Below are 16,460 nucleotides of genomic sequence, written 5' to 3'. Positions count from 1 at the left end.
CGCTTCTGGCATGCCGCCCTTCTAACGAACTGTTCGGAAATTGGGGCGCAAAGTTGCCCTTAACCTGTGAAGCCAATCCAATGGTGAAGTGAATTCATCCAGAGGTCATGCCAGTCATGCTCTAGCCGGAAAACCATGGTGCATCGTTATCTGGTGAAGATGAGCTCGATTCCAGGCACGTTTTCCACATCAGCTAATGGATATCGTCGTTTGATGCGTCCCACTCAGGTCCTGCCCGGACGCAATACGAGCTATTATATAGTCCGTTAAGCGTTTGAAATCATGGTGCACCCGATAGGATTCGAACCTATGACCTCTGCCTTCGGAGGGCAGCGCTCTATCCAGCTGAGCTACGGGTGCCAGGGCGTGTGTCGCCGCGAGGGCGTCTAGCAGCGACATTGCCCTATTGCCAATCAAATATTTGATGCTTTTCTGAGCAGCAACTAGTCCGCGCTTTTTTCCTTACGGGTTTTTTCGATCTGCTGGAATTTCCCGAGGCCGCAAGCGCCGCGGGTTTCGAGGCGGCCGCCGGTTTGGTTGAGCACGCGGATGATATCGACATTGCACAGCTGGTTGGTGGACGTCCTATACGAGAAAGATTCTTCAAAACCGAGGCCGTTGCATTTATTGGGCAGTTTGTTTCGATATATATCACCACCGCGCATTTTGAAATCGATTGTCCGGTCGTCAATCACATCGGTCGAGCGGATCTGCGAACGGTTGATACAGGTTTTGGGTTCGCCGACAGTCTCGATGATATATTTATCATCTTTGGACGTTTTCTCGGCGGCTAAGGCGACGCCGCCCGCTGCAAGGGCGGAAGCAATGATGATCGTGGTTTGAAAGCGCATGTTCTTCTCCTGTCCAGACTCCATCGTGGCGAGCAATTTACATTCTGAAATATTGCTTAATGCTGAATATTTGAACCGCGGCAACCGGTTGCGAGTCTATGCCGGTTCGGGTGTCTTCTTTTTGAAACGGCAGAGGTCGGCCACCGGGCAGCGCCAGCATTCCGGTTTCCGCGCTTTGCAGATATAGCGGCCATGCAGGATCAGCCAGTGATGCGCGCCCACGCGAAAGGGCGAGGGCGTGTGCTTCTCAAGCTTTTTCTCGACTGCCAGAACCGTCTTTCCCGGTGCTAGTCCGGTTCGATTGCCCACGCGAAAAATATGAGTGTCGACAGCGAATGTCTCTGCGCCAAAGGCACAGTTCATCACCACGTTGGCCGTCTTGCGCCCGACGCCGGGCAGTTTGACCAGCGCGTCGCGATCCGCCGGAACCTCGCCGCCAAAGTCCGCAATCAGCATCTCCGACAGCGCAATTACATTTTTCGCCTTGGTGTTGAACAGTCCGATGGTCTTGATATGCTCTTTCAGTCCCTCGAGGCCGAGATCTACCATTTGCTGGGGTTTTGTCACATCGGCGAACAGGCGTCGCGTGGCTTTGTTCACACCGATGTCGGTGGACTGCGCGGACAGCGCTACGGCGACCACTAGCTGATAGGTGTTGCCATAGTTGAGTTCGGTTTCCGGTGAAGGATTGTCCGCAGCAAGGCGTGAATAAAATTCAAAGATATGGTCTTTTTTCATCACGCCCTTCATGGCCGCTTGCCAAAGCAAATACAATCGCCTGATGCAGGGCAGGGCGTCGAATGATCCCTCAAGCAGGACCTGTCTGTGCCGGCGGCGGATCAGTGCCGACAGGTGGTGGTTGACAGTCCGGTGTATCCATCGCTAGCCGCCGGGTATGAGCATCATTGCAACCATCATGAACAGCAGCACCGGACTGCCGATCCAGAAAATGACTTTTGGCCGCATGCCAAAGCCATGGGCATCTTTTAGTCTGGAGTCTGGTGAGCGGGTCACCGCCGAGCGCATAGATGTCGGAACTCCCGCGCATGGCAAATTTATCGCGCCGGTATCGATCTGGGTCACACCCAAGGCACCGAAGGCCGGGGCCTGATCGATGAGCGTTGCTTTCCGCAGGGAAGGAGATGACGAGCATCTCGAACCCAAGTTCGAGCTTCCGATTCCGGTCGGCCCCAACCTAGTTACCGCGCGTGGCCTGGAGATGATCAAGGGCCAGGTGGCCGCCTTACAGAACAAAGTGGCCGGGCTGACCGACGAAACCGCGCTTAAGATCGCCAAGCGTGACCTGCGCTATTGGAACACGCGTCAATCCACGGCGGAATTGCCGCCGGTGCCCAATGGCGAAAAAGTTGAATTTGGCACATGCGTAACCTTTCTGCTCAATGGCAAAGAGAAAACACTCTCTATCGTCGGTGATGACGAAGCGGATCCCGCAAAGGCGCTCATTTCTTTTTCCGCGCCAATCAGCCGCGCGCTGATGGGCCTAGAACCTGGTGACTATAGTGATTTTGCAGGCAAAGAGGATGCGATTGAAATCCTGTCCGTCGCAGTGATAGGATAGGCTTAGGTGTTCGGACCGCTTAGCTGTCCTGAACCCGGTCCATCAAATCCATGAAATCGCGTGCCGAATTCCGGTCGGCTTCGTCCTTGAAGGCCTTGTCCAGATCCAGATGCGTGCCGAGCATATAAAGCACCGCCCAAAGCGCAAAACGCCGGCCGCGATCTTTTTCCAGTCCGAAGTCGACGCGCATATGCTCGACGCCCGCGCTCATTGCCTCCGGTTGGATGGCGGATAGATCGGTGGTGCCGAAATAGCGTTGCAACTGGTCATCAAAGTCCATCAAGCGGATCTATGGCTTGGACTGGCGATTGGCAAGCATGTCTTGGAAACGGCGGCTTTGCTATCGGAATGCGAAGGCGGGAATTTTGGGATCCTACCCTTTAATCCCTGCTGCCAGTAGATCGGGCAGCCTATGCGTCCAACCCCAGATGCTTTTGCATGCGCTGCTGCTATGTGCCATGCCGAGCGCGACAGGAGAAAATAATGGCATCATCAATGACGGTAACAATCGGACGGGTCCTGCTGGGGCTCTATTTCTTGATTCCTGGTTTGATGAAGATTGGAGGGGCCGCCGGAACCATTGCCTATATGGAAAGCCATGGCATAATATTCGCTCAGCCACTGATGTGGTTCGCAGCCGCGGTAAACGTTTTGGGCGGTCTGCTGCTTCTTTCGGGGCGGCATGTAAAGTTGGTCGCTTCTGGTTTTGTTGTCTACATTCTGATGGTCAATTTCATGTTGCATGATTTCTGGAACATGGAAGGCGAGGGCGTCGCCCACGAAACCCAGAATTTTATCAAAAACCTCGCTATTCTGGCAGGGCTTCTGGTGCTCGCCGGCAGCTCGTCTGCCCGCAAGCTGTCGCGGGTTGGGTGGTGGCGCAGTGACAAGGCAGATATCGGATAATGTTTGACTGCCAAGCTTCAAGAGCAATCAACTCGATATCCATGTGATCAGATCGACTGGCTGGCGATTATTATTGGCTAGCGTCCGCCGCATCGGCGATGCATTGGTTTTCTTGCTTTTGATGGTCGAGATCAGTTTGTTTAGAAAACGCGCACCGCGGACCTTGTTAACCGCTTTCCGCAGTTTCAATCCTCTCTTGCCGGTGCGCTGTCATCTTCATCGTCGTTGTTGAGATCGGCGCTACAACCATCGGCACCGGAGTCGCAGGATTCATGGTGCAATTTTATCCGATGCCAACACCTACGAGAATTTCCGCCTTTCTCAGATTTTGAAGGCAACAGTCATCCAATTCGATGAAGGAGCTGCAGCCTGAATAGGGATAGCTGATATATCAAATGCCAATGTCCGCTTTTGCGCCCTAAGCAGCCGCTGGCTATCTCGCAAATTTGCAGTGCGATTGACCGGATGCTACGCTAGGCAGACCAATGAAAATTCCTGACCTGATAGAGCGCCTGAAAGTCATAGCGATCCTATGCGGATTGTTGGTCGTGGTCCATTTCGCCAATCTGTTATCTGGCGGATATCTGAACAGTTACGGCATTGAGCCGCGCGAGTTTGATAGCATTTACACGATCTTCTTTGCGCCGTGGCTGCATGGTGATCTCACGCATTTGGGAAATAACATGCTTGCGTTGGTCGTGTTCAGCTTCCTGTGTTTGCTCAATGGCAGGCGCTATTTTCTGGTCGCCAGCTTCCTGATCATCGCAATCACCGGCATTCTCGTTTGGCTATTTGCCCGCGATGCCCTGCACATTGGCGCAAGCGGCTGGATATTCGGGCTATGGAGCCTGATCATCGCACTCGGCTGGATAGAACGTAGTGTCCGTAACATTGTTGTCGCGCTCGGCGTTGTCTTTTTCTACGGCGGCATGGTAGTTGGGGTCTTGCCAACCACCGGGTTCATTTCCTTCGAATCGCATTTATTTGGCGCAATCGCAGGAATCATCACTGCAATTTTTCTCGAACGAAATCGTGAGCTGGTGCTCGCAACTGCTGCGCGGCGACCTTCGCTGGAATTTGGCAAATCGCGCCGCCCTTGGCGATTTCCATTTCGCAGGCAAAAGGATCGCTAGATTTGGCCAGAATATCAGCGCTGGCGGTTTGCGCCCAAAGCCGTCACTGATAATCTGGCGAATTGGAGACAGCGGCAGATTCTATACTAAAAATTCTCTGTATCGTTGCAACCGAGGTAAAGCATAAATGAGCGTTCAAACTGATCCGACACCTCTTGTGATACTGGATGTTCAAGATGCAATTGATCAGCCGGTTTGGAATGGAAAAAACAATCCCAATTACGTGACCGTCATTCAGCGTCTTCTTGCGCATTGGCGGCAGAAAAACTGGCCGGTGGTGCACATAAAACATAATGAACCGACCACAACATCCACATATTATAGCCATGGCCCGTGGAACGGCATAAAGGCAGAGGTCGAACCGTTAGCTGGTGAAACAATTATAGCCAAAAAGCAGAATAGCGCCTTCGTCGGTACGCATTTGGATGAAGTGCTCAAGGGAATGTCGGCCACTCGTTTTGTGTTAACGGGTGTCGTCATTCATAACAGCATGGATGCCACTGTTCGCGTAGGCAAAGCACTAGGATACACAATCATTCTTCCGTCCGATGCGACCACGGCCGTTCCGGTAAGAGGCTTGGAAGGAAGGTCTTGGGATGCCGCAACAGTCTATGATCTCACGCTCGCGATACTGGATGGAGAATATGCACATGTCACAACGTCAGATGAAGTGCTTGGCTGGATCTAGGAATGCAGCGACGCCCAGCTTCATATATGTGCAACCTCCGGAAAGCGGATTTGTCAGACTGAATATGTTGGAAGTCTAGAGACGCAAGGTGAGGCCGATTTAGAAGAGGTCAAAGACCAATTGATCAATCAAGGCATTTGTGTCTGACCAAGGATAGCCGCTTATGGTAATCCTGTTGTGCGCGATTCCGTGCAAAGCACCCATGATCAGGTCGATCTTGATTTTCGTCGCTGCGCTGCCGATCGTATCATCTGAAGCGTCGACAACAAGTTGCGCCAACAAACCGAAACCGGCTTCAATTTCGGGATTATCAATGAACATGCTCACGTCCTGCTGCATTACGCCCTCAGCCATGAAAACCAGCCGGTAATGTTCAGGATGCTCTAGCCAGTATCCGACGTAATGACGGCAGGCGATGCGCAGCTTTTCTTTTTCTTCAGTGTCGCTTTCGATGCGGTCCCGCAATTTACCGAACAGGTCGGTGAAAACCACCGCCCACAGGGTTTGCAATATGGCGATCTTGCCATCAAAATATTTGTACAAAGTCATTGGCGAGCAGCCAGTTTCCTTTGCCAGCCGGCGCATAGACACCGTTGCATAGCCTTCATTTTGAAACAGTCTCTGAGCCGTTTTTGTGATCAACTGCTTCATCTCCCGCCGTTCATTGTCGCTTTTAACGGGTCGCCCTTGCGGTCGTGGTTGAGAATGTTCTGACTTCGTCATGCTTCCATAAAGCCTATTGACATCGAAAAAGCAAGTAATTAAATGGAACGCGTATATTTTAATGTAGGAACGATGTTTTGATATCACCCCATTCAGTCATTAACCTTGGAATTGCTCATGTTTGAGCTTGTTCATATCCTTTCAACTTTCTCTATCGGTCTATTCGCCGGGGCGTTGCTGACAGAGGGCTGCATCTTGGTGCCATATTGGCGGAGAATGGACGCATCCGACTTTTTCCGGCTGCACGGCAATATGGGGTTCGACCTATTCCGCTATTTCGCGCCGCTAACGGTCTTGGCGGTTACAATGTCGATATTGTCTGCGGGGATATCACTCGCATCGGATGCACCGGTGATCTGGCCCTTGGTCGCTGCCGGACTATGTGTTGTCGTCCTGTCGATATTCTTCCTCTATTTCAAAAAGACCAACGACAAATTTGCCAAGCACATAATTCAAGATTCGCAGCTACCAGCAGAATTGTCTCGGTGGGCAATGTGGCACTGGTTTCGGACAGTATTGGTGATGATTGCCTTTGCCGCCAGCATCACTGCTGCCATTTAATTGTGCGCTCAAACATTGGAGGAACAATAGATGGACAATCTTGACGCGATGCTTTTCGAGCGGTTTACGCGCGTATTAACATTTGACCTTGGACGCTATCTGTTAGCAGCCGGTCTTCTCTCGTTGATCCTCTGGCTTGCAAAAAAATGGTCCGATAGTCGGCGTATTCAAACACGTCGTGCCAAAGGCGCCGACTATTGGCGGGAGATAGTTTCCTCGCTTAGGACCGTGATCGTTTTTGGCCTTATATCCCTTGGTACGGTTGTTTTGGTCCATTTGGGCTGGGTGTCGAAGCTGGATGGACCGATCAATGGATGGCTTTTTGCAGCGCATCTCGTGGTCATGGTTGTTGCGCACGATGCCTATTTCTACTGGATGCACAGAGGCTTGCATCTGAAGAAAATGTTTAAATTTTCACATTTGCACCATCATAAATCACTCACCCCAACACCCTGGGCTGCTTATAGCTTTGCACTGTTTGAGGCCTTTACTGAGGCCGCCTTTGTCCCGGCATATCTGTTGTTCCTGACGGTTATTGGCGCACCAGTTTACACGCTCGTGATCGCCATCTTCCTGATTCATATGATCATTCGTAATGTCATGGGCCATGCCGGTGTGGAGCTATTTCCTGCCAATTGGACCAGAGGACCTTTTCGCTGGGTAACGACAACCACGCATCATGATTTGCATCATAGTCACGGCAATGCGAATTTTGGTCTGTATTTCACATGGTGGGATCGGTGGATGGGAACTGAGCATCCGGAATATCTCACGAGATTTGATATGGCAGTGGGCAGGCGGGGTATAGTGATGCCGAAAACCGTCGCTTTGTCTTCCGACAAAACCGGATAGTTTGGGATTGGAGAGTGGTCGGGCTTCGCAGGACCCAGTCCAAGGCCCGCTATTGCCCCCGAAGCGGACTTGGGCGGGTAGATCACTTCATCCTGCAACCTTACAAAAGTCAACAATTGCGTTTGTCACTGTCGTTGCGCCCTTGGTTAGCGTTGGCCCAAAGTTCGGAGATGATAGAAATGGTCTCCGAATTGCGCATCATAGGCCAACAAGCGTTTGTGGTAATGACTGACGCTCAGTTCATCGGTCATTCCGACACCACCGTGGGTTTGGATGGAGGCTTCTCCTATCGCGCGGCCGAGCTTTCCGGTCTGGCCTTTTAGCACAGCGATATCGCGACCGGTCAATGTGCCGGATTCGGCCAAGGCCGTTGTGTAGGTCAATGTTGCCAATGCCTTGTTAAACGCGATTTTCATGTCTGCAAGCCGGTGTGCAACAGCTTGGAACGACCCGATCGGTACGCCGAATTGCTTGCGCGTTTGCGTATATTCACTGGTCAGAGCGAGCAAGGCACTCATGGCGCCTACGGCTTCCGCAGATTGAACAATAATCGCGTTGCCGATAATGCCTTCCAAAATGCTTCCGGCATCTTCTAGCAGCACGGAATCATGAGTTACGGTCACCTGGTTGAAACGAATATTGGCAGCACTCCGACCATCTATCGTATTATAAGCACGAACGTCGAGCCCGTCAGAATCCTTGTCGACCAGAAACAAACCGATCCGATCGGAATCGGCAACTTTGGCGACAACCACCAATATATCGGCTTCCGCACCTGCTATGATCAGGCGCTTTTCACCGTCCAGCCTGAAGCAATTGCCATCTGGCTGGGCGATCATTTCAATCTGTGCAAGGCTAGCCGAGCCATGGCCTTCTTCATACGCAAAGGCGGCGACGCTTTGACCGGACGCCAGCTTCTCTAGCCACTGCTGAGCAACATTGGTTTCGCTCGCAGCAAGGGCGGCTCCGGCAAGCATGGTTGATGAGATATATGGCTCGACCACCAAATATTTGCCGAAGGCACCCGCGAAAGCCACGCAATCGCTAATTGATCCGCCCAAGCCACCCTGTTCTTCGTCATAAGGCAATGCCATCAGACCCAATTCTGCGAATTGTTGCCACACCTGGTTCGACCAGGGCACGTCGGAAGCAACCAGAGTCTGACGAGCTTCGAAATCATAGTTATTTTGAAGATAGCGACCGACGCTATCCTGAAGCATTTGCTGTTCTTGAGAAAAAGAAAAATCCATCGTTCAAGCTCCCGGCAAGCTGCGCGCGATCAGGTCACGTTGTACCTCATTGCTGCCAGCATAGATCGTAGTTGCGCGGCTGTTGAGGTACAGAGGCATGGCAATAAGATCGAACTCGCTTCCGAGCGGTTCGACATTTGAGCCGACCCGTAAGGCCTCCAATTGCCTTGCAAGCCCGTTTACACCCGAGACTTGGGTCATCAACACAGATGCTCTTTGCACCAGTTCCGAATTGATCGTTTTGTTCATCGATGGGAAGGCAGGGTCCCGCGCGATCGCATGGCCGCTGATCGCAAGTTTTTCAAAATGAGCCAATGATGCGATGTCGGCTTCCAGTTCACCGAGATCACGCTGGAAAACGGGGTCGTCGGCCATGGTTCCGCCAAAGGGTGAAGCGGTTTCTGCTGCTGCCGCTCTGGCTCGCTCGCAATAGTTTAGCAGGGCAGGGCTGGCAGCAGAGCCGCCCCCACGTTCGTGTTTGAGCAAATGCTTGGCAACACTCCAACCGTCGTTTTCTTCTCCTACGCGACCGGACTGAGGAACTCTGACATTGTCGAAAAATACTTCGCATTGTTCTGGAAAACCATCGAGACCGATAATGGGGCGAATATCCATGCCCGGATAGTCGATCCGGTCGAGCAGCAGGAATGTGATGCCCTGTTGCTTCTTTCCTTCATTGTTGGTTCGGACGAGCATGAACATACGATTGGCATGATGGGCATATGTGGTCCAAATCTTGGAGCCATTGATGATATAATCATCGCCATCGCGTTCGGCGCGGCAGCTGAGCGAAGCCAGATCAGAACCAGAATTGGGTTCGGAATATCCCTGTGCCCAGAAATCCGCTCCGTTCAAAATGCCGGGCAGGTAGCGATCTCGCTGCTCCTCTGTACCCAAATCAATCAACAGCGGCCCGACCATGCCTAGACTCTGGGCCAATAAGGGTGGCAAATCTGCTTTTCGATACTCCTCCGCAAATATGAAACGTTTCTCTACACTCCAACCGGTTCCGCCATGTTCTTCCGGCCAATGCGGTGCCACCCAGCCTTTTTTGTACAGGATATTGTGCCATTCCATACATTGCTCGAACGGCGCAAAGACGCTTGTCGTCTTGCGTCCGGCTTCACGAATAGCCGGCGTCGGTGCAGTGGCAAAAAATTCCGCCACCTCGGAGCGGAACTCTTCCAACTCCGGCGCAAAATCGATGTTCATCTCAAATCTCTCTTCCTAAGGCTTTGGTATATTGTGAAGCGATTGCAGGCCCCCTGCAACCGAGAAAATGGTCGCCGGGCGTCGCTTCGCCGACTTTCAGGTTTTCCTGGCAATAATTTCGTGCGGGGCGATCCGGCCGGACTCAATATTCCCGATCATATTGGCAATTTTTTCCGCGGTCGTATGTTGCATCAAAATATGAAGGCCTAAGGAAGGTGGCCCGCCATTTACGTCATTGGCTTTCTGGGCCTTCTCAAAAAATTGCAGTGCAAAGTCGCGGCGATCCTCTTCGCCGACAATGACAAAGCCGGCATTCTCCAGATGCTGTTTATATTCCTCAGCGTCGGCCAACCAGCTGGTCGCTGCGGACGTTGCCCAAGGCACCGGATAGTTCAAGTCACCAGAGCCCGCCTGCATAATGTCATAAATTCCGAAAAGGGCACCGGGTGATAAAACGCGATGAATCTCGGAGAACAGACGGCGCTTGTCTTCAATATTCATTCCAACATGCATCATATAGGCGCTGTCGAAACGCGCATTCTCAAACGTCATGGAAAGGGCATTTTCTTCATGCAGGGAAACCCGGCCAGATAACCCGACCCATTCACACAAGGCCTGACCGGCGTCGATATATTCTGGCGTGAGGTCAACGCCGGTAACATGGGCCTTGTAATTTTCCGCGGCGTATCGCGCTGCTCCGCCCAAGCCGCATCCAACGTCTAATATGCTCATATCTTGAGTCAGATTTAACTGATCCAAGAAATGTTTGCTCGCTGATCTCCCTCCAATATGAAATTCGTCAACTGGGGCCAGATCTTCAATTGTCACTTTTTCAGATGACTTGCCAAGCTGGTGCAGGCCAGCTTCAATGGATGCGCGTAAATTTCCATGCCGATAATGTTGAGCAACCCGCCTATCTACATCCATTCCAGCCTCCCAACGTTCCCGATGACCAATTTTTCTTATGGCCGACTTTCCTCACGGTTAGCCAGATGCAGTCATCATGTCTATTGAGACGGCGATATCGAGCAGTTTTTCGAAATATCGCAATTCAATCCGCCGTTTCCAATGTTCGCTTCTTTGCTCCATAGCGGGCATTCAATTTGACCTGTTCCGGAGCGACTTTAGGTCGATATTGATGGAATATTCCATGGAGCAAACGTCCAATTTTCCGCAGGGCAGCATAGCTGTTGACTTGGGCACGTTGCTTTCCTAAACGGACCGCGCCTTGGCGGGTCGGCCTGCTGTTGTTTATGGCTCTTTTTGGCGCTCTTCGGGGCATTTAAAGGGGTGAAAATGGCAGTAAACGAATCTGATCGGGATCCCCTCGAAGAGGATGTGCGGGTTTCATCGCTGGAAGAGCGACTGGAAACGGCACAGAATAGAGAGCGGGTCAAAGCTAAGCACCTGAACCGGGAGCCTGATGAAAATCAGCAACTCGGGATGCGCGTGCTAAGCTATCTGATCGGTGGTGTGGTCGTCGGTTTTGGATTGGGTTGGCTTTTGGACAACCAGTTCGGAACGTCGCCATTGTTCCTTCTGTCGGCCTTTTTCCTCGGGATTGGAACGGCGTTCTGGAGGATCTACAAGATTTCGAGCCAACCGGTGAACGACATCGGTACGGCGATAGCAGATGATGAAGATTGACGATCAGGGGTTATATTAGTGGCTACAGAAGGCAAAATTGATCCTATGCACCAGTTCGAAGTGCAACCCATCTTTGATGGTTTCACTTTGTTCGGTCAGCAGATCAGTTTCACAAACAGCGCGCTTTGGATGTTCCTCGTCCTCGGGCTGATTTATGTATTCATGATGGGCGGTATGAAGCGGGAATTGGTTCCCGGTCGCTGGCAGGTCATGGTTGAAGGCGTTGTCGGCTTTGTCGACAATATCATCGCGACCAGCATCGGCCCCAATGGCAAGAAATATACGCCTTGGGTGTTTACCTTGTTCATGTTCATTCTATTCTCGAACCTTTTGGGCATGATGCCTTTCGGAATCATTCCGGGTATCCATCCTTTCACGGTTACCAGCCAGTTCACCGTCACCGGCCTATTGGCAGCGATCAGCTTCTCGATCGTTTTGATCGTCGGTTTCTGGAAGCACGGTTTCAAGTTTTTCAGCCTGTTCATCCCGCATGGCACACCGCTTCCGATGATCCCCTTGATCTTCATGGTCGAACTATTGTCCTTCCTCGTGCGTCCGTTCAGCCTCGCGCTGCGGTTGTTCGTGGCGATGATCGCCGGCCATATTCTGATCAAAGTGTTTGCGAATTTCGTCATTCAGGCGATTGACGCAGGCGGTGCCAGCTTGGGTATCGCGCTTCTCAGCATTGTCTTCATCGCCTTTGTCAGCGCGCTGGAATTGCTGGTTTGCGCCATTCAGGCCTATGTTTTCGCTCTTCTCACATCGTTGTACATCAACGATGCGGAAAATCTTCACTAAGTCACTTTCAATCCTAGTTTTACAATACGGAGTTTAAAAATGGATCTCTCTTCTGCACAAGTTATCGGCGCTGGCCTGGCTGCAATCGGCGTTGGTGCCGCTGCTACCGGTGTTGGTAATGTTTTCGGTTCCTTCCTTGAAGGCGCTTTGCGCAACCCATCTGCGGCTGACGGCCAGCAGGGACGTCTGTTCATCGGCTTTGCTGCTGCTGAATTGCTCGGCCTGATCGCTTTTGCTGTCGCCATGATCATTCTGTACGCACCGCCAGCGGTTGCTGAACCATCTGCTGCCGTTGAAGCAGCAGTTGAAGCACCAGCGGCAGTTGAAGCTCCGGCTGCAGCAGAATAATCTGCTGAGTGCTTTGGCCTTGGGTAACCGGGCCAGGTTGTCAGTTTTGCGTCTTGAATTTACAGGTGAATAATGCCTCAAATTAGTCAGCTCTTGGAAGTCTATGGTAGCCAGTTTTTCTGGTTGCTGATCGTCATTGGCATCATTTATTTTGGCATTGCCAAGAATATGGTGCCGAAGATCAGTAAGACCGTCGATGACCGTCAAAAACGGATTACCGACGATCTTGCTGCGGCTCAAAGCGCGCAAGACAAGGCTGAGCAGATTGAGGCCGACTATCGCACCAGTATTAACGATGCGCGGGCCGATGCGATTAGCAATGTCAACGAAGCCAAAGCCAAGGCTGCCAAAAAGAGCGAAGCCGCCATCAAGCGTGCCGATACTGCTATCGGCAAGAAAGCAGATGAAGCGGATGTGGCCTTGAAGGCTGCCAAGACTTCCGCTCTCAAGGAAATCGAGACTGTGGCTGCGGAAGCGGCGCAGGCGATCGTCAAGACGGTTTCCGGCGGCAAGGTTACTGCAACCGATGCAAAGAAGGCGGTCAAGGCCGCTTTCTGAGCGCCTGCTGAAGGAGATAGAATATGCTATTGACGATATTGGCAGATGGCGCAGAGCCAACCGCACTCGGGTTGAATGCAACCGCTTGGGTTGCCGTTGGTATGCTGATGGTTTTCGGCATCATGCTATGGGCAAAAGTCCCCAAGATCATCGGTGGAATGCTGGATAAGCAGATCGCCGAGATCAAGAAGACGCTCGATGAAGCAGCAAACCTCCGCAAGGAAGCTGAGGCTTTGAAAGCAGAATATGAATCGAAGACCGCCGGTGCGAAGGCAGAAGCCGAAGCGCTGATGGACAATGCTGAAAAGGAAGCGGCGACGCTCGTCAAACAGGCAGAAGTCGATACGAAAGCATTGGTGGCCCGCCGCAAGAAAATGGCGGAGGAAAAAATCGGTGCCGCCGAACGGTCTGCGATTGCAGAAGTTCGAGCCAAGGCAGCAGCAGCGGCAAGCCAAGCAGCGGAAACCTTGATTGCTTCTCGCCATGACGCAGCGGCTGACAAAGCCTTGGTAGACCAAGCCATTGGTGAAATCGGCAAAACGCTGAACTAATTGCGGCGCGCCCTGCTTAGGCCGGGGTGAACCTTAAGACCTATTTCAAAATTCACATCGATGTTCCGGCTTTCGCGGGAATATCGATGTTTTTGATTCTAGCATTGCGATCAATGCGCGCTTAGAACCGGACCATGTCCAAAGCCGACCGCCCCGATCAACCCAACGCCGCTTCTCGCTTTAACGAGGATAATGCGACCTATGCGGTGCGTGGGGATGGGGATACTCCGGACCTAGAGACCGGAATGGCGGCGATCCGGGAAGTCCTCAACACATTGCCCGCGAGGCCGGGTGTCTACCGGATGCAGGATAAGCGCGGCGATGTCCTATATGTCGGCAAAGCGCGCTCGCTAAAGGCCCGTGTCGGGGCCTATGTCCAGATGAATCGCTTGCCGCAGCGATTGATGCGGATGGTTGCGCAAACGCGGACTATGACCATTGTCACGACCGGCAGCGAAGCCGAAGCCTTGCTGCTTGAAGCACAGCTGATCAAGAAATTCCGGCCCGCTTACAATGTGCTGCTGCGAGACGACAAGAGCTTCCCGTTCATTCTGTTGCGCGACGACCATGATTTTCCCCGTATCACCAAGCATCGCGGGGCGCAGCGGTTTAAAGGACAATATTTCGGTCCCTTTGCCAGTGCCGGATCGGTCAACCAGACGATCAATGCATTGCAAAAACTGTTTCTTTTGCGCAGTTGCACCGATAGTTTTTTCAGCAACCGGTCGCGGCCTTGTCTGCTCTACCAAATCAAGCGTTGTTCAGCACCCTGTGTCGATCGGGTCGACAAGGACGACTATGCCGAACTGGTCGAAGATGCCCGTGATTTTCTATCCGGAAAATCCACGGCGGTGCAGAACAAATTAGGTGAGGCGATGGAAAAAGCCTCTGAAGCCCTCGATTTTGAAATGGCAGCGGTTTACCGGGATCGGTTGAAGGCGCTGACCTTCATCCAGGGCAATCAGGCGATCAACGCGCAGGGCCTGCCGGATGCCGATATCTTTGCGCTGGCCGCCAAAGGTTCTTCCGTTTGTATTCAAGCTTTTTTTATTCGCGGTGGTCAGAATTGGGGGCATCGCAGCTTCTTCCCGGCGCACACGAGCAATGTTGAAATTGACGAAGTTTTTTCCAGTTTTCTGATGCAATTTTACGAACGGATGCCGCCGCCTAAGCTGGTGTTGCTAGACCGGGAATTGCCAGATGCAGAGTTGCTGGCGGAAGCGCTGAGCACCAAGGCGGACTATAAGGTGAGCGTGTCCAAGCCACAGCGCGGCGATCGCCGGAAATTGCTGACACAGGCGAGCCGCAATGCCGAAGACGCGCTGGATCGGCGCTTGGCGGAAACGTCGACGCAGGCCAAAATCATGCGCGAAATGGTCGATCTTCTGGAACTGGATGCGGTGCCGGATCGCATTGAAATATATGACAACAGTCATATTCAGGGGACGAATATGGTGGGCGGCATGGTCGTCGCCGGCCCCGAGGGTTTTATCAAAAATGCCTATCGCAAATTCAATATCAAAAACCCCGACATCGCGCCGGGCGACGATTTTGCGATGATGCGCGAAGTGCTGGAAAGGCGCTTTTCCCGCGCGCAAAAGGAAGATCCGGATCGTGAGAAAGGCGAGTGGCCCGATCTGGTGCTGATCGATGGCGGCAAAGGACAGATGAGCGCGGCACGCGGTGCGCTGGCCGAGATAGGCGTCGAGGATGTTGTGATGATAGGTGTGTCTAAGGGACCGGACCGCAACGCAGGGCGTGAAACGTTCCATCTTCCTGATGGCCGCGAAATCAACCTGCCGATGAACAGTCCGGTGCTTTTCTATCTCCAGCGCCTGCGCGACGAAGCGCACCGTTTCGCGATTGGCGCGCATAGAACCAGACGCGCGAAGTCTGTCGGCCATAGTTCGCTTGATGATGTGCCGGGCATCGGTCCTTCCCGGAAAAAGGCGTTATTGCTGCATTTCGGAACGGCGCGAGCGGTAAAGAACGCTTCGCTCGATGACTTGCAGGGCGCGCCAGGTGTGTCGGCCACCGTGGCACAGAAAATCTACGATTATTTCCATGCCTAGCCTCCGCACCAGCGCGATCATCTGTTCGGTCCACTCTCACGGCGAACATGGTGCTGTCGTGCGCTCTCTAACCCCGGACAACGGCCTGATGTCCGGCTATGTGCGCGGAGCCCATTCGCGGACGATGCGGCCCGTTCTCATTCCTTCCAATGTCGTGCAGGCCGATTATCGCGCGCGAACAGAGGAGCAATTGGCGTCCATGACTGCAGAGTTGCAGCGAAGCCGTGGGCCGTTTCTCGGCGAGCCCCTGGCCAGCGCTGCTTTGGATTGGGTGACAGCGTTGACCGCAGCCACCTTGCCAGAGGAGCAAGCCTATCCGCGGCTGCATTCCGCCTTGTCTGCCTTGTTGGACGCAGTTTGCGGGGCACCTTCGGCGAAGGGCTGGGCGGTGGTTTTGGTGCGCTATGAACTATTATTGTTGTCCGAACTGGGCTTTGGCCTTTCGTTGGACGCCTGCGCTGTGACGGGATCAGAAGACGATCTGATCTACATCAGTCCGAAGAGCGCGACAGCAGTCAGCGCTTTTGCGGGGCAGGAATATAAAGAGCGACTGCTGCCGCTTCCTCCTTTTCTCAAAAGCCCGGCAACGCCAGATTGGGACGAAATTTTCGACGGCCTGCGCGTCACCGGTTTTTTTCTGAAACGCCATTTCTTTGAAGACCGCCGCAAGGATGTCATGGCTGCGCGATCGGTATTGGTCGACCGGCTGAAAAGGGTGGTTGCCTAACCGC

General features: G+C 52.8%; 20 protein-coding genes, 1 tRNA gene and 1 pseudogene. 14 read left to right on the top strand and 8 right to left on the bottom strand.

Annotation, left to right across the window (positions count from 1 at the left end; translation table 11 throughout):
- Positions 1 to 283: 283 nt before the first annotated feature.
- The 3 genes from ABJV08_RS13600 to nth form a co-directional block, all read right to left on the bottom strand.
- Positions 284 to 360, bottom strand: a tRNA-Arg gene (locus ABJV08_RS13600).
- 83 nt (positions 361 to 443) lie between these two features.
- Positions 444 to 851, bottom strand: coding sequence for a hypothetical protein (locus tag ABJV08_RS13595; protein ID WP_348039717.1), 408 nt, complete (start codon positions 849 to 851; stop codon positions 444 to 446).
- Between the two features lie 96 nt (positions 852 to 947).
- Positions 948 to 1,589: an endonuclease III gene (nth, locus tag ABJV08_RS13590; RefSeq protein ID WP_348039718.1), complete on the bottom strand. Its 642-nt coding sequence runs from the start codon at positions 1,587 to 1,589 to the stop codon at positions 948 to 950.
- Between the two features lie 157 nt (positions 1,590 to 1,746).
- Here nth and ABJV08_RS13585 point away from each other — a divergent pair, with 157 nt between their 5' ends.
- Together ABJV08_RS13585 and ABJV08_RS13580 are read left to right on the top strand one after the other, a co-directional pair.
- Positions 1,747 to 1,962, top strand: a complete 216-nt coding sequence (locus tag ABJV08_RS13585) for a hypothetical protein (protein WP_348039719.1) — start codon at positions 1,747 to 1,749, stop codon at positions 1,960 to 1,962.
- A 3-nt stretch (positions 1,963 to 1,965) separates the two neighbouring features.
- Positions 1,966 to 2,430, top strand: coding sequence for a GreA/GreB family elongation factor (locus tag ABJV08_RS13580; RefSeq protein WP_348039720.1), 465 nt, complete (start codon positions 1,966 to 1,968; stop codon positions 2,428 to 2,430).
- A 19-nt stretch (positions 2,431 to 2,449) separates the two neighbouring features.
- On the opposite strand, the gene ABJV08_RS13575 is transcribed toward ABJV08_RS13580, so the two are convergent.
- Positions 2,450 to 2,710 carry a hypothetical protein gene (locus ABJV08_RS13575; protein ID WP_348039721.1) on the bottom strand — a complete coding sequence of 87 codons (261 nt, stop codon included), beginning with the start codon at positions 2,708 to 2,710 and terminating at the stop codon, positions 2,450 to 2,452.
- A 203-nt stretch (positions 2,711 to 2,913) separates the two neighbouring features.
- Between ABJV08_RS13575 and ABJV08_RS13570 the strand changes: the two genes are divergently transcribed.
- From ABJV08_RS13570 to ABJV08_RS13560, 3 genes are all read left to right on the top strand, one after another.
- The gene (locus ABJV08_RS13570; protein ID WP_348039722.1) at positions 2,914 to 3,336 is read left to right on the top strand and encodes a DoxX family protein; all 423 of its coding nucleotides are present in this window, start codon (positions 2,914 to 2,916) and stop codon (positions 3,334 to 3,336) included.
- 485 nt (positions 3,337 to 3,821) lie between these two features.
- On the top strand, positions 3,822 to 4,469 hold the full coding sequence (locus tag ABJV08_RS13565) for a rhomboid family intramembrane serine protease (protein WP_348039723.1): 648 nt from the start codon (positions 3,822 to 3,824) through the stop codon (positions 4,467 to 4,469).
- A gap of 127 nt (positions 4,470 to 4,596) precedes the next feature.
- Positions 4,597 to 5,157 (top strand): isochorismatase family protein, encoded by a 561-nt coding sequence (locus ABJV08_RS13560; protein ID WP_348039724.1) that lies wholly within the window; start codon positions 4,597 to 4,599, stop codon positions 5,155 to 5,157.
- Positions 5,158 to 5,256: 99 nt separating this feature from the next.
- On the opposite strand, the gene ABJV08_RS13555 is transcribed toward ABJV08_RS13560, so the two are convergent.
- The gene (locus ABJV08_RS13555) at positions 5,257 to 5,880 is read right to left on the bottom strand and encodes a TetR/AcrR family transcriptional regulator (RefSeq protein ID WP_348039725.1); all 624 of its coding nucleotides are present in this window, start codon (positions 5,878 to 5,880) and stop codon (positions 5,257 to 5,259) included.
- A 117-nt stretch (positions 5,881 to 5,997) separates the two neighbouring features.
- Between ABJV08_RS13555 and ABJV08_RS13550 the strand changes: the two genes are divergently transcribed.
- Positions 5,998 to 6,441, top strand: a complete 444-nt coding sequence (locus tag ABJV08_RS13550; protein ID WP_348039726.1) for a DUF1772 domain-containing protein — start codon at positions 5,998 to 6,000, stop codon at positions 6,439 to 6,441.
- Positions 6,442 to 6,471: 30 nt separating this feature from the next.
- Positions 6,472 to 7,293 carry a sterol desaturase family protein gene (locus ABJV08_RS13545; RefSeq protein ID WP_348039727.1) on the top strand — a complete coding sequence of 274 codons (822 nt, stop codon included), beginning with the start codon at positions 6,472 to 6,474 and terminating at the stop codon, positions 7,291 to 7,293.
- Positions 7,294 to 7,439: 146 nt separating this feature from the next.
- Here the strand turns inward: ABJV08_RS13545 and ABJV08_RS13540 are convergent, their stop codons facing one another.
- From ABJV08_RS13540 to ABJV08_RS13530, 3 genes are all read right to left on the bottom strand, one after another.
- Positions 7,440 to 8,543: an acyl-CoA dehydrogenase gene (locus tag ABJV08_RS13540; RefSeq protein ID WP_348039728.1), complete on the bottom strand. Its 1,104-nt coding sequence runs from the start codon at positions 8,541 to 8,543 to the stop codon at positions 7,440 to 7,442.
- Positions 8,544 to 8,546: 3 nt separating this feature from the next.
- Positions 8,547 to 9,755 carry an acyl-CoA dehydrogenase family protein gene (locus ABJV08_RS13535; protein WP_348039729.1) on the bottom strand — a complete coding sequence of 403 codons (1,209 nt, stop codon included), beginning with the start codon at positions 9,753 to 9,755 and terminating at the stop codon, positions 8,547 to 8,549.
- Positions 9,756 to 9,851: 96 nt separating this feature from the next.
- Positions 9,852 to 10,682 (bottom strand): class I SAM-dependent methyltransferase, encoded by an 831-nt coding sequence (locus ABJV08_RS13530; protein ID WP_348039730.1) that lies wholly within the window; start codon positions 10,680 to 10,682, stop codon positions 9,852 to 9,854.
- A gap of 369 nt (positions 10,683 to 11,051) precedes the next feature.
- Between ABJV08_RS13530 and ABJV08_RS13525 the strand changes: the two genes are divergently transcribed.
- The 7 genes and pseudogenes from ABJV08_RS13525 (at position 11,052) to recO (ending at position 16,456) form a co-directional block, all read left to right on the top strand.
- Entirely contained in the window at positions 11,052 to 11,402 is a 351-nt protein-coding gene (locus tag ABJV08_RS13525) for an AtpZ/AtpI family protein (protein ID WP_348039731.1), read from the top strand.
- A gap of 45 nt (positions 11,403 to 11,447) precedes the next feature.
- On the top strand, positions 11,448 to 12,200 hold the full coding sequence (locus tag ABJV08_RS13520) for a F0F1 ATP synthase subunit A (protein WP_348039862.1): 753 nt from the start codon (positions 11,448 to 11,450) through the stop codon (positions 12,198 to 12,200).
- Between the two features lie 39 nt (positions 12,201 to 12,239).
- Positions 12,240 to 12,458, top strand: a pseudogene (locus tag ABJV08_RS13515) (F0F1 ATP synthase subunit C); the annotation flags it as partial.
- Positions 12,459 to 12,620: 162 nt separating this feature from the next.
- Complete coding sequence (locus ABJV08_RS13510; protein WP_348039732.1) at positions 12,621 to 13,106, top strand: ATPase; 486 nt, start codon at positions 12,621 to 12,623, stop codon at positions 13,104 to 13,106.
- A 23-nt stretch (positions 13,107 to 13,129) separates the two neighbouring features.
- Positions 13,130 to 13,657, top strand: a complete 528-nt coding sequence (locus ABJV08_RS13505) for a F0F1 ATP synthase subunit B (protein ID WP_348039733.1) — start codon at positions 13,130 to 13,132, stop codon at positions 13,655 to 13,657.
- A gap of 134 nt (positions 13,658 to 13,791) precedes the next feature.
- Entirely contained in the window at positions 13,792 to 15,729 is a 1,938-nt protein-coding gene (gene uvrC / locus ABJV08_RS13500) for an excinuclease ABC subunit UvrC (RefSeq protein ID WP_348039734.1), read from the top strand.
- Positions 15,722 to 16,456, top strand: a complete 735-nt coding sequence (recO, locus tag ABJV08_RS13495; RefSeq protein WP_348039735.1) for a DNA repair protein RecO — start codon at positions 15,722 to 15,724, stop codon at positions 16,454 to 16,456. Before uvrC ends, recO begins: the two co-directional genes overlap by 8 nt.
- Positions 16,457 to 16,460 lie beyond the last annotated feature (4 nt).

Origin of the sequence: Parasphingorhabdus sp. (assembly GCF_039982395.1) — a bacterium.
Lineage (GTDB): Bacteria > Pseudomonadota > Alphaproteobacteria > Sphingomonadales > Sphingomonadaceae > Parasphingorhabdus.
Note: the sequence above shows the minus strand (reverse complement) of the source record. Positions and strands in the feature narration are given on the sequence as shown.